Source organism: Ihubacter massiliensis, assembly GCF_024125305.1.
Taxonomy (GTDB): Bacteria; Bacillota; Clostridia; order Peptostreptococcales; family Anaerovoracaceae; genus Hominibacterium; species Hominibacterium faecale.
In genome coordinates, this window is sequence record NZ_JAMXVH010000001.1 from 1,833,735 (window position 1) to 1,845,811 (window position 12,077).

Consider the following 12,077-nt stretch of genomic DNA (forward strand, 5'->3'; position numbering starts at 1 on the left):
GATAAGTCCGATATTTTTTCATTAAAGTGATCCAAAGTTCCTGGAAGCTCTCTGTCACAATGCCATAAGTAAAAGGTTTTTGCCCTAAATCAGATAGTTCCTATTATGGCGCGTCTTTAATCAACCCGCACTGTGTCGTAAGCGGTCAGCATCATCAGCTTTTAAAACAAAGTATGACACTTGCCGCCCAATTCCACCCCTCATTCAAATCCCAGGTCCCGGTAGTTCCAGCAAACAACAAAAGAAGGCATCGCCCAAACACTTATCAATGTTTAGGTCGATGCCCTCTGTTTTTACAAATTTAATGACTCATCTTACGGCACTTTCCCTTCCCATTAGAAAAGCTGAATCGTACCGTTGGCCATGAGAATGATCGCAGCCACAAAAGCAGCAAGAACAACGACAACCGCAACCGCGTCGGTAGTTTTCGGAAGTACTTTGACCCCCTTTTGCTTTTGTGTATATAGATAGAGCAAAATCCCCGGCCCAAACAATACTGCCGATGCCAAGACGGACTGCCATCCGCTGGCATACAGCATCCATGCGCCATATACAGCCCCGATCACTGCAAAAATCCAAACGCTGGCTTTCGTTCCGCTTTCCATGGGGCCCGTCAGCGTCTCACCCTTTATGGTTATCTTCAGGCAGTACAGCCCAGACAGAAAGTAAGGGAACATGATCATACTGGTGGACAATGCATAGCACACTTGATATGTGGCAGCATTGAAATAGATGATGACCAAGAAAATCTGGATAACCACCGTCGATAAAAGCAGCGACGTCACCGGGGCTCCCCGCCGGTTGAGTCTGGCAAAAAACTTGGGGAAACATCCCTTGGATGCCGGAGCATAGGCACTATCTACACACAGAATGGTGTAAGTAAACAGCGCGCCTGCGATGGAAATGATTACTGCTATGTTAACCAGCATAGCGCCCCAATCACCTACAACAGCCTGAAGTACTCCTGCAACAGACGGAGTCTTAAGCGCCGCCAGTTCTTCTGTCGGCATGACGCCCATGCTCAGGATTGAAATCATCATATACAGCGCCAGCATGCACAGGAAACAAATGAGTGTAGCCCGCCCTGCAACCTTGGTGTTTTTAGCTCTTTCAGAAATAACGACAGACCCTTCAATACCGATGAAAATCCATACGGTAATAAATGTCGTTCCCTTAACCTGCTCCAACAGGCTCTTTCCAACGCCTTCGCCGGTAAAGTTGGCAAAGAAAACGCTAGGATCAAAAGCCCGGGCGAAAACAATCGCCACCAGCAGCACCAGAATCGGCAGCAGTTTGGCAATTACCACAACTACATTGATGGTAACCGCCTGATTGATTCCTCTGGATACAAGCAGAGCAATCAACCAGATAATCACCGAAGCCGTTACGATTGACGCCACATTGTTGCCTTCACCAAATACAGGGAAAAAACTTCCCAATGAGCTGAAGAGCATGGTGATAAAAGAAATCTGAGCCAGTATGGCGCTGATCCAATATCCCCAAGCCGAACAAAATCCGATAAATTCACCGAATCCTTCTCTCGCATAGGTATACAAGCCGCTGGTCAGTTCCGGCTTTGCAATGCCCAGCCTAAAGAAACACATACATAAGGAAAGCATTCCGATTCCCGCAATTCCCCAGCCGATCAGCGAGGCGAGCGGGTAAGCACCCGATGATGCGAAATCACCTGGAATGGCAAAAGCGCCGCTGGCCAGGATCAATCCGATGCCGAACATAGTCAGCCGCAGGGTGCCAAGCCCTTTTTCATTTGAATTTCCCATAAATTCACGTCCTTTTCAATTTTAACAAGTTATGATTGCTTGTTATCCTAGAATCGGAGCGAAAGACAGCTGAGACCTCCATCCAGCTTTCTGTATTCGGATGTGTCTACCAGCAGAATGTCGTACCCAGCGTCCTTTACTGCTTTTTCAACTGCCGGATATCCCTCAGGAACAATCACCGTTCCATTGACCCAAATGCAGTTGGCAGCATACGCCTCTTCTTCAGGGATAACAATTTTATTATATTTAGCAAAATCTTCCTTGTCAATAAATTCACCGGAAACTAACATATTATTGTTTTCAATGTAGTTTACGCCGGTTTTCAGATGGAGTACTTCTTCCAGAGGAACTTCTGAACCGCTGAGTCCATATTTTTCCAGAATCGCGATAAACTGCTTGATACCCTCTTCATTGGTTCTTGCAGAACGGCCGACATAGAAATGATCTCCCACCATCATAACGTCGCCGCCTTCCAGCGTTCCCGGATCCTTGATATATTCGATTTTATCTTCGGGGAAGAATTTTTTCACTGCACCAATGATCTCATTCTTCTCGCCGTTTCTGGAAGCTGCGCCTGGATTTGTAATGATCGCGCATTTTCTTGTGATTACAGCCGGATCTTCGACAAAGCAGGAATCCGGATAGCGTTCGTCCGCCTCGAGAACCGTTACTTCCACGCCGCACTTCTTGAGCGCTTCAATATAGTCATCATGCTGCTTTAACGCCAGTTCATAGTCGGGTTTTCCCAATTCCGGAGCAGAAGTGATCCCTTCAACCATCGCTTTACACGGTCTTCTTACGATTACATTTTTAAACATTCTAGATACCTCCATCTTTTTTCAGAATTTTATGTTGAATATATAATATATTATATTTTATATTCTGTCAATGTTGCAATTCATTTTTTTTGATGCTATTATAATAGTACTATTTGCAAGAAGGAGAAAATGTATGTATAAATTCCTGTCTCTGAAAGATCATGTTTATCAATATATTGCCGACCAGATCTCCAAAGGTGCATTGGTTCCAGGTAAAAAAATCAATGAAAACGAAATATGCCAGCAGCTGAGTATCAGCCGCACACCGGTCCGGGAAGCACTGATTCAGCTTTCCAGTGAAGGAGTTTTGGAAAACGTTCCCCGCAAGGGCTTTATAATTAAGGAAATGAAACCTGGTGAAGCCCGCCAGTTGTATCAGGTAATCGGCGTACTGGACGGTCTGGCCGCCCAGCTGGCCTGCAGCCGCATAACGGAAAAACATCTCAAGGATATGGCCTTTTATATCGACAGCATGGAACTGGCCATCGATTCGGATAACTATGAGATGTATTATAAACAGCAGGAAATCTTTCATGACATCTATTTGGAAGAGTGCGGCAATGAGGTGCTCATCGGCGTTCTCTCCCAGCTAAAAAACAAATTCGTATCTAAGACTTACGATCTTTCTACGGATAAAAAGGGGAAAGAAATTTTGCATACAACCAACGCGGAGCATCGAATCATCCTCAGCCTGTTTGAAAAAAAAGATTCCGCTGGTCTTTCTGATTATTTGCAGAAGACACATTGGAATCCGGAGCTGGCCTGCACAGAAGTCACCAGCTGAGCAGAAATGGATTTGCGCAAACAAAAAGAAACCACTGATGCCGATCAAAACTAGGCAGCAGTGGTTTTTTATTCGGACAGCGATAAAAACGGATCTTTTTTAATCCGTATATGCCCGCTCATTCCTTCAATGAGACCTTCCTCCCGGAGTTTTTTCATTTCCCTCAGCATCGCCGTCCTGTCCACACATAAGTAATCGGCCAACGCCCGCATGGTCAGGGGCAGAACCAAATCATTTGTGTGTTGTTTGCGGGATTCCATCGAAAAATAAGCAAGGAGTTTATCGCGCGTTTTTCTTTGACTCAACAATTCAATGCGTTCTGTAAGATAATTGTTTCGATTGGCAAGGCAGATCAGCAGGTTGCGTGCAAAACGCTTGTGAGCCTGGCAGCATTTGCTGCACCAGCCAGTTGCTTTGTCCAAATCGAAGAACAGCAGCTTGCAGCCGTTTTCGGCGCTGCGGACCATTATCTCTTGAGCTGTATTGGCTTTAACCCATGAAAAGTCCGGATGAATCAACATGTTCCTTTCTATAATGCCAAGTATATTGCGTATTCCGTCCAGCCGCAGTTCGCTTATTTCAATGGCCCCCTGTGCAACAATAGCGATTCGGCTTTCTGTTACTTGCCGGCGAATGAGTGCACCGGGAGGATAATTTTTTTCTCGCCCATTCAGACATTGCATAATTCTGCATTTCTCTTGAGGCGAAATACCCTCAAATATGGAAACTTGGCCCGATGCGTGTTGCAATTACAACACCTCCTTTTTCGACTATATTATATAATGAAATCGTTTAGACCCCTACATCTGTGTAACACTATAAAGGAGAATACATGAAACTTTTTAACCGATCTTTTTTGCTGCTATTGGCGGCGACCTTTTTTTATATGCTGAGCTTGTCCATGGGCAATCCCATCATTGCCGGTTTTGCCGGCGAACTGGGAGGCAGCGGCGTTGTAATGGGTATAGCAGGAGGAATCCTTAACATCTGTTCGCTTTGCTGCCGGCCGCTGGCGGGTAATGCGGTCGATCATTACGACCGACGAAAACTGGCTATGCTGGGGCTAGGCGCCATGATCATGAGCAATGCGGGATACTGCTTCTGTAAAGTGCCGATTTGTTTGATTCTGTTCAGGCTGCTTAACGGTGCCGGATTTGCAGTGAGTTCAATCACGCTCTCTACATCCGTAGGAGCCAGTCTGCCTCCGGAGCGAATCGGTTCGGGGATGGGAATATACGGCATGGTCCAGGCCGTCAGTATGGCCTTCGCTCCCTCAATTGCACTCTGGGTATCAGATATGTGGGGATATCGCATTGCCTTTGCCGTTTCTGGGGCCTTTGCCTTAACTGCATTTGTCATCATCTTTCTTCAGGGTAAAGGCGCAGAAAAACAGGATTTGCTCTCCTCACAGCATGTAAAAAAGCAGTTTATTGCCCGGGAAGTACTGCCGACTGCGCTGGTTGTAATGCTCGTTACCCTCCCATACAGCGCATTATCCGCCTTTATTGCCACCTTCGCAGCAAACAGAGCCCTAAGTATAAACGTTGGCCTATATTTCCCGCTGTATGCCATTTTTTTAATTGCCTTCAGAGTTGTTTTCAGCAGGTTTTTTGACAGATGGAAGTATTCCCGCTTTGTGCTGATATGTGCACCGGCAGCCGCTGCATCTCTGGTTGTGGTGAATTTTATGAACGGCCTTGCAGTAATGGCTGCTGCAGCGCTTCTAATGGCACTGGGGTATGGAGTACTTGTTTCAGTCTCCCAAGCAAACGGCATACGCAAGGTGAGCATTTCCCATCAAGGAACCGCCAATAGTACTTACTACATTGGATTGGATTTGGGACTTGCCGGCGGGCCCATCCTGGCCGGATTTTTCTATACACATCTGGGCAGCCAGTATATGTTCTTAGCCTTGGCGGCGGTGCCTCTGCTTGCTTATGGAGTACTGGCTGTGAAAGGGAAATCCCTTTGACGATATAGGCCATCGATCAAAATAAGGCTGTTGCAGTAATCGTGATCATCGTGACCCCTGAATCCTTGAGCGTTACGTTCTTGGAGGGTTGGGGCGGGAGTCAAGGTCGGGAGCAAATCATTGTGATCTGTGCCTGACAGTCTTTTCCACGATGAAAAATCATCGCAAACTTAAGCCAAAATAAGCTCCAGCGATGATGTTGCTTTTCACCCTTTATGAATCTGGGTCCGAAGGACCCGCTCCTTCGGATCCAGAGCAGGTTAACCCCCGTCTAGCAAATCCGCGGAAGGCCTTCTCCGTAGAGCACATCCACCACGCGGCTGGCGCCCAGTCTGGTCGTGATAAAAGTCCCCGACCCTTCTGTCACCTGGCCGATGATCGCCGCATCTTTTCCATGCTCCGTCTTTTGCATCAGTTCCAGCGCCTGCTGCGCCTGCTCGGCGGGCACGACAGCGACCATCTTGCCTTCGTTGCCCATATAGAGCGGATCCAACCCCAGAATATCGGCAAAGCCCCGGACTTCTTCGTTTACTGGAATGGATTCTTCCGCAAGCTCGATCCTGCATCCGCTGGTATCTGCGATTTCATTGAGGATTGTACCCAATCCGCCTCTGGTCACATCGCGCATGGTCTTTACATCGATATCAGCAGAAAAGAGAGCATCCGTAATATCAGACAGACAGCCGCAGTCGCTCTTAATGTTGTTCTCAATCTCCATTCTGGCACTGAGGATGCAGGCATGGTGATCGCCCAAAGTTCCCGACAGCAAAATCTGATCGCCCGGCTCGCAGTTTGCGGCGCTCACATCCCGCCCGGCAGGAATCACCCCGATGCCGGAGGTATTGATGTAGAGACCGCCGCTTCCTTCCACCACCTTTGTATCGCCCGCGACAATGGTCACGCCGGCCGCCTTTGCCTGAGCCGCCATGGAGGAAACGATGCGATCCAGCGTATCCACATCCAGCCCTTCTTCTAAAATAAAACCGCAGGTCAGGTATTTGGGCTGGGCCCCCATCATCAATAGATCATTGACTGTTCCGCAAACACACAGCTTGCCAATATCTCCGCCTTTAAATTCCAGCGGTGTAACCACAAAGGAATCGGTGCTGAAGGCGATTTTTCCGCTGATCTCAAGTACCGCCGCATCTTCCATCTTATCCAGCACGCTGTTTTTAAAATGTTTTCCGAAAACGCTGCTCATCAGCTCTGCCGATGTTTTTCCTCCGCTTCCGTGGGCCATCGTAATTTTCATCTTATCCTCCTCAGACACTCTAATCAAAAATATACTTGTATAACTAAAAAAAAAGCGTTATAATTTAAAAAAGGAGCCACCGGTGAACGGTTGCTCGGAGTGGCAATTAAAACACTCGTCCTGCCTCCAAGCCTGGACGGGTGTTTTACTTTATATGTAAAACTAACGCTTAATCTTTGCGACTAAGGCAATCACTGTGCAAAGAACCATTGTATAAACCATCAGGTTATCAAACGTCAAATACATAGGATCACCTCCTTTTCAGGAGCAACCGTCCACCGTTACCGCGGCTCGAATCGATTATACCATACTTGCAACCAGAATTATACCATATTTTCCATTTTTTTCTATTTGTTCCGATACCAGATTCCGCAGGCCCCTTCCGCAGAAACCATGCACGGTCCGAATGGATTGGTTGGACTGCACTGGGTCTTGAACATGGGACACTGATCAGGGTTGATCTTGCCTACGATCACATCTCCGCATCTGCAGCCCTCCGGAAGCTTCATATCCGCCACCAGTCCCCTGCTTCCGCCGTCATAGAAGGTATCTTTCAAGTAAAGTCCCGAATCGGGAATAACGCCAAGCCCCCTCCACATAGCCGGACCCGGTTCAAAATAAGCGTCCAGCACTTCCAGAGCTTTTGAATTTCCCTCATCGCGCACAGCGTTGGTATAGAGATTTTTTACCTTAGCTTCTTTTTTCTCCAGCTGTCTGACCAGATCATAAATAACCGCTAAAATATGCTCCGCTTCAAACCCGGCGACGACAAAGGGTTTTTTATACGTTTGCGCCAGCTGCTCATAAGGCTTGCTGCCGATGATCACGCTCACATGTCCGGGGCAGATAAAGCCGTCAATATCCTTTTGATTTTCGCAAATCCAGACCAATGCGGGGATAACGGTTTTCAAAGCCGTCACAAGACGCAGATTTTCAATCCCTTTGGCCAGAGCCTGCTGCATCATCAGAGCATAGGCGGGCGCCGTCGTTTCAAAACCCACCGCTGCGATCACATAGGTAGTGCTCGGATCAGCCTGGGCTTTTTCTAATGCCTCGAAAGGAGAATACATCAGCTCCACCTTAGCGCCTTTTCCTTTCATATCGGACAGACTTCCTTCGGTGCCCGGAACCTTCATCATATCGCCGAAGGTCAGCAGCACATGATTCTCTTTTTGCGCGTACTCGATGCACTGATCGATATATGCCGTGGGCGTCACGCAGACGGGGCACCCCGGGCCTGAGATCAGCTTGATCTTGGGAGAAATCAGGCTGCGAATGCCGTTTTTAAAAATACTGGCCGTATGGGTTCCGCAGACTTCCATCAGTTTGATCTCCGGTCCGTCATAAGCTTTCAAATATTCGATTACCTTTTTAAGTTCCACTATGATAATTCCTCCAGATCGGCAAAGAGATCGATCAGCTCTTTGGCCTTATCCTGTTCCATAACTTCGATGGCGCATCCCGCATGAACCAACACGTACTGGCCCGGCTTGGGATCCACAAGGCCCACATTGACGTCGACCATATTTCCACGAAAATCCACCTGAGCGGTGGTCCCATCAGTGGCAATGACTTTGCCTGGTATTGCAATACACATTATTCTTCCTCCGGTATTTTGCAGACATCGATCCACTGCTGCGCTTTCGAATAAGTAAACAGCTCGTCGCAGGTCAGTTCGATGGCGCTGTTTGAGCTGCCGCAGGCCGGAAAGACCGTATCGAACCGCTGCATGGATACATCCGCATATATTTTTACATCTTCATTGTCAATGGCAAAAGCGCAGACTCCGCCTATCTCATGACCGGTAAATTGGACCACTTGTTCCGCGGAAAGCATCTTTGCCTTGAATCCAAATTGTCGTTTAAATTTTCCATTATTGACTTTCGTGTCGCCTGCTGTCTGAATCAGGATGCAGCCGCCGTCCGGGTCGAGAAAGGACAGTGTTTTGCATATCCTTGCCGGAATGACCCCCGCCGCTTTGGCCGCCAGCTCCACGGTGGCGCTTGAAACATCAAATTCCTGAATTCGATCTTCGATGCCAACTTCTTTGAAATAGGTTCTCACTTTATCGATTGCCATACTCCGCCTCCTTTTTCTTGAGGGCAATGTAGGTCTGCCCCAGAGCGATGCCTCCGTCGTTTGGACTGACGGAAACATTGTAATACGGAAGGAATCCTGATTGGCGCAAAAGCTTCAGGCTTTCTTCCATTAAAATCTTATTCTGAAAAACTCCGCCGGTCAGCGCCACCTGCCGCGCTCCGGTTTCTTCCCTGATCCTGCAGCAGGTATCCAGGATCATGCGGGCAATTTTTTTATGAAAGTCCAGGGCCAGAGCGTTGGCCGCGGAAGCGCCGGGATCAGCCGCCGCATCTTCCAGCAGAATGGCGCATTGGCCTTCGTAATCATTGCGGTCCTTGATTCCCAGCAGCGCCGACACTCCGTCGAAAAGCCGGCCCATGCTGGAGCTTTTAATGGTATTGATTCCCGCCTCAATCCCTTTCCTGGCAAGCGCTTCTCCCGGCCAGGTCCGTTTCTCGGCAAATTCCATAATCGGGGAAAGATCAATGGCAATCCCCTCGGATTCCTCTTCATAGCCCTTCTCCCAGGCATACCGGTAACTGACCGCCGATTTCCATCCTTCCTTCATGGAAGAGTCGCCTCCCAGCATCTTGACATAACGCAGATGATCGAACCGTTCAAATCGGTCATTCTCACAGAGGAGAAATTCGCCGCCCCAGACAGCCCCGTCCGTGCCGTATCCGGTTCCGTCAAAACTGACACCGATCACTTTTCCGGAAAGGTCGTGCTCCGCCATGACCGATGCCACATGGGCGTGGTGATGCTGTACCCTCAGCACCGGCAGTCCCAGGTTCTCTGCGTAGGCGGTGGTATAGTAAAGGGGGTGCTGATCGCACACCACCAGCTCCGGCTTAATACGAAACAAAGCTTTCATCCGCTCCACATTTTCTTCATAAATCCTTTGATTCTCCACGCTGTCCATATCGCCGAAATATTGACTCATGTAAGCAAACGGGCCCTTGCTCAAAGCGAAGGAATTTTTCAGCTGCCCGCCGACTGCCAAAACCTCTCCCCCAAAGCTTGTCTTGATATAAAGGGGGACCGGCGCATAGCCTTTGGATCTGCGGATCATCTGCGGCTGGCCGTCGATCGCCCGCACCACAGAGTCGTCTACCCGTACTTGGATCCGCCGTTCGTTGTCAATCACGCCTTTAATCAGCGGCTCTTTCTCCATCATAGCCGCCATTTCCTCATTATCTTTTATGATAGGCATTTCAGAGCGGTTGGCGCTGGTCACGATCAAAGGGCTGATTTCATCCAGCAGCAAATGCTGGGCGCCCATGCTGGGCAGAAAAGAACCGATGAACCGGCTCTTATTGATCTCTTTAGACTGGGAAGGCTTATGCTCCAGCAGCAAAATCGGTCTGGCCGATGATGTGAGGAGTTTTTCCTCGATCGGCGACACATAACAGTATTCCTTGATCTGCTCTATGTCACGAAACATTACAGCAAAGGGTTTTTGCTCTCTTTTTTTAATCTGCCGCAGTTTGAAAACCGCATCATCACTGCGCGGATCGCAGATGAGATTATAACCGCCCATGCTTTTAAAAGCGATCACTTCTCCTGCGGCGATCAGCCGGGCGCCTTCCTTCACCGGCATGCTCAATACCGGTCCGCAGCTATGGCAGGAAATGGTCTGTGCATGATACCTTCGATCATGCAGATCCGTATATTCCTTTTCACAGAAATCGCACATGGGGAAATCAATCATCGTCGTATTATCCCGGTCATATGGGATTCGGTCGATGATGGTATACCTTGGTCCGCAGATCATGCAGCTGATAAAGGGATGGTTGTATCTGGGATTTTCCGGGTCCCGCATCTCAGCCAGACAATGGGGACAGATGGATAAATCAGCGGGGATCATCGCCGCCTCGTCATCTCCCGCGTCGCTGTCCAGGATGGTAAAATGGTCGAATTCCCGGAAGGGCTCCAAAGTCCGTTTGATGTGAACAATTTCAGCGGGCGCCGGCTTCTCGGTTTCGATGGCCTCCACAAAGGCATCGATCCGCTGAGAGGTGTCCGTCACTGCGATTTCAACCAGACCTCCGATATTGAGTACTTCCCCCTTCATCCCCATGCGGTGGGCCGTTTTGGCCACAAAAGGGCGGAATCCCACTCCCTGGACAATCCCCCACAGTTTGATCCTCTGGGTCGATCTATTTGTGGTCATGGGTATGTCCGTGATGGTGGTCATGATGGTGGGAATGGTCTTTTGCTTCCAGCTGTCCGGCCCGCTCCATCAGCCATTCTGCCACTTCTTCGAACCCTTCTCCTGTCTTTCCCGACACTTTGAACACCGGCACATCCTTATTGAGCGCTCTGACGCCTTTCATGAAAAAGTCCTCGTCAAAATCCAGATAGGGGATCAGGTCCACTTTATTGAGAATGATGATATCGGCTTTTTCAAAGGCCAGCGGATACTTGTACGGCTTGTCGCTGCCTTCGGTGACGGTGGAAATGAGCATCATCACGTGTTCGCCGATGGTAAACTCAGCCGGACACACCAGGTTGCCGATGTTTTCGATGAAAAGAATTCCCTTCTCATCAAACTGCATATGATCCACCATGTGGTCGATCATGGGAGCATCCAAATGGCAAGCTCCGTATGTATTGATCTGGTGGGTATCGATGCCCATGCTCTTCAGGTCCTGGGTGTCCAGGTCCGACTCGATATCCCCTTCAATGACATAGGGCTTGTACTCCTTTAAATGTTTAAAAATGTTTTTCAGGGTAGTCGTCTTGCCCACTCCCGGCGCGCCCATTTCGTTGACGATCAAAACACCGTGAGCGCTGAGATGTTCTTTCACGTGCTGGGCGATCTGGTCATTCTCATCGAGAATGCCTTCCATAACATCTATCTTTCTAACGTCGTGCATAAGATTCCTCCTGTTTTTCTTTCTTATTCTACCTCAATGCTTTCTATATAAAATTCTTTGCCGATGTCCGTAGGTCCACCGTCGGTCCCGCATCTGGGACATGCGAAGGACAGCAGCTTTTTTTCAAACTGCTCTCCGCACTTAGGACATTGGAGTTTTGGTTTGACGTGCTGAATCTCCACATCAGCGCCTTCGCAGAGGGTCCCCTCGCTGATCAGGTCAAAATACATATGAACAGAATCGCCCACATATCCCGAATAGTCTCCTATGACCAGCTTAACCTTTTTCACTCGATCCGCCTCTGCCTCCCGGCAATGTTTTTCCGCGATCTTTATGATCTGCTCTGTAATTGGATATTCGTGCATCCTCGTATCCTTTCTAAGTCAAATGCTTACTTATCTATTATAGTAGTTTTAGGTCGGATATACAAATTATATTTTTGGAAAGGTCCGGCCGAAAAAATTCTTTCTGCATCCTTGCCGGTCATTTTTCCATATTTTTCAATTATGTGC

At 48.5% G+C, this 12,077-nt stretch carries 12 protein-coding genes; 2 read left to right on the forward strand and 10 right to left on the reverse strand.

Annotated features, from left to right (window positions below; genetic code table 11):
* Positions 1-335: 335 nt before the first annotated feature.
* On the reverse strand, positions 336-1,781 hold the full coding sequence (locus tag NIA71_RS08490) for a basic amino acid/polyamine antiporter (RefSeq protein ID WP_253020193.1): 1,446 nt from the start codon (positions 1,779-1,781) through the stop codon (positions 336-338).
* A gap of 47 nt (positions 1,782-1,828) precedes the next feature.
* On the reverse strand, positions 1,829-2,599 hold the full coding sequence (locus tag NIA71_RS08495) for a dimethylarginine dimethylaminohydrolase family protein (RefSeq protein WP_253020194.1): 771 nt from the start codon (positions 2,597-2,599) through the stop codon (positions 1,829-1,831).
* A 133-nt stretch (positions 2,600-2,732) separates the two neighbouring features.
* On the opposite strand from NIA71_RS08495, the gene NIA71_RS08500 reads away from it, so the two are divergent.
* Entirely contained in the window at positions 2,733-3,383 is a 651-nt protein-coding gene (locus tag NIA71_RS08500) for a GntR family transcriptional regulator (protein WP_253020195.1), read from the forward strand.
* Positions 3,384-3,451: 68 nt separating this feature from the next.
* On the opposite strand, the gene NIA71_RS08505 is transcribed toward NIA71_RS08500, so the two are convergent.
* Positions 3,452-4,066 (reverse strand): Crp/Fnr family transcriptional regulator, encoded by a 615-nt coding sequence (locus NIA71_RS08505; protein WP_253020196.1) that lies wholly within the window; start codon positions 4,064-4,066, stop codon positions 3,452-3,454.
* Between the two features lie 149 nt (positions 4,067-4,215).
* Here NIA71_RS08505 and NIA71_RS08510 point away from each other — a divergent pair, with 149 nt between their 5' ends.
* On the forward strand, positions 4,216-5,355 hold the full coding sequence (locus tag NIA71_RS08510) for an MFS transporter (protein ID WP_253020197.1): 1,140 nt from the start codon (positions 4,216-4,218) through the stop codon (positions 5,353-5,355).
* A gap of 271 nt (positions 5,356-5,626) precedes the next feature.
* On the opposite strand, the gene hypE is transcribed toward NIA71_RS08510, so the two are convergent.
* The 7 genes from hypE to hypA all read right to left on the reverse strand — a co-directional run bounded on the left by hypE (position 5,627) and on the right by hypA (position 11,930).
* Positions 5,627-6,607 carry a hydrogenase expression/formation protein HypE gene (gene hypE, locus NIA71_RS08515; protein ID WP_148399051.1) on the reverse strand — a complete coding sequence of 327 codons (981 nt, stop codon included), beginning with the start codon at positions 6,605-6,607 and terminating at the stop codon, positions 5,627-5,629.
* A gap of 347 nt (positions 6,608-6,954) precedes the next feature.
* A complete protein-coding gene (gene hypD / locus NIA71_RS08520) occupies positions 6,955-7,989 on the reverse strand; it encodes a hydrogenase formation protein HypD (RefSeq protein WP_148399053.1) in 1,035 nt (344 codons plus the stop codon).
* Positions 7,989-8,204: a HypC/HybG/HupF family hydrogenase formation chaperone gene (locus NIA71_RS08525; protein WP_148399055.1), complete on the reverse strand. Its 216-nt coding sequence runs from the start codon at positions 8,202-8,204 to the stop codon at positions 7,989-7,991. The genes hypD and NIA71_RS08525 overlap by 1 nt, the downstream gene beginning before the upstream one ends.
* Positions 8,204-8,686, reverse strand: coding sequence for a YbaK/EbsC family protein (locus NIA71_RS08530; RefSeq protein ID WP_148399057.1), 483 nt, complete (start codon positions 8,684-8,686; stop codon positions 8,204-8,206). The genes NIA71_RS08525 and NIA71_RS08530 overlap by 1 nt, the downstream gene beginning before the upstream one ends.
* A complete protein-coding gene (hypF, locus tag NIA71_RS08535) occupies positions 8,673-10,859 on the reverse strand; it encodes a carbamoyltransferase HypF (protein ID WP_253020198.1) in 2,187 nt (728 codons plus the stop codon). The genes NIA71_RS08530 and hypF overlap by 14 nt, the downstream gene beginning before the upstream one ends.
* Positions 10,846-11,565 carry a hydrogenase nickel incorporation protein HypB gene (gene hypB / locus NIA71_RS08540; protein WP_148399061.1) on the reverse strand — a complete coding sequence of 240 codons (720 nt, stop codon included), beginning with the start codon at positions 11,563-11,565 and terminating at the stop codon, positions 10,846-10,848. Before hypB ends, hypF begins: the two co-directional genes overlap by 14 nt.
* Before the next feature lie 23 nt (positions 11,566-11,588).
* Complete coding sequence (hypA, locus tag NIA71_RS08545) at positions 11,589-11,930, reverse strand: hydrogenase maturation nickel metallochaperone HypA (RefSeq protein ID WP_148399063.1); 342 nt, start codon at positions 11,928-11,930, stop codon at positions 11,589-11,591.
* Between the last annotated feature and the right edge of the window lie 147 nt (positions 11,931-12,077).

Coding starts and splice junctions, on each gene's coding strand:
- NIA71_RS08490 (WP_253020193.1), bottom strand. CDS start 1,781: ATGGGAAATTCAAATGAAAAAGGGCTTGGCACCCTGCGGCTGACTATG.
- NIA71_RS08495 (WP_253020194.1), bottom strand. CDS start 2,599: ATGTTTAAAAATGTAATCGTAAGAAGACCGTGTAAAGCGATGGTTGAA.
- NIA71_RS08500 (WP_253020195.1), top strand. CDS start 2,733: ATGTATAAATTCCTGTCTCTGAAAGATCATGTTTATCAATATATTGCC.
- NIA71_RS08505 (WP_253020196.1), bottom strand. CDS start 4,066: ATGCAATGTCTGAATGGGCGAGAAAAAAATTATCCTCCCGGTGCACTC.
- NIA71_RS08510 (WP_253020197.1), top strand. CDS start 4,216: ATGAAACTTTTTAACCGATCTTTTTTGCTGCTATTGGCGGCGACCTTT.
- hypE (WP_148399051.1), bottom strand. CDS start 6,607: ATGAAAATTACGATGGCCCACGGAAGCGGAGGAAAAACATCGGCAGAG.
- NIA71_RS08525 (WP_148399055.1), bottom strand. CDS start 8,204: ATGTGTATTGCAATACCAGGCAAAGTCATTGCCACTGATGGGACCACC.
- NIA71_RS08530 (WP_148399057.1), bottom strand. CDS start 8,686: ATGGCAATCGATAAAGTGAGAACCTATTTCAAAGAAGTTGGCATCGAA.
- hypF (WP_253020198.1), bottom strand. CDS start 10,859: ATGACCACAAATAGATCGACCCAGAGGATCAAACTGTGGGGGATTGTC.
- hypB (WP_148399061.1), bottom strand. CDS start 11,565: ATGCACGACGTTAGAAAGATAGATGTTATGGAAGGCATTCTCGATGAG.
- hypA (WP_148399063.1), bottom strand. CDS start 11,930: ATGCACGAATATCCAATTACAGAGCAGATCATAAAGATCGCGGAAAAA.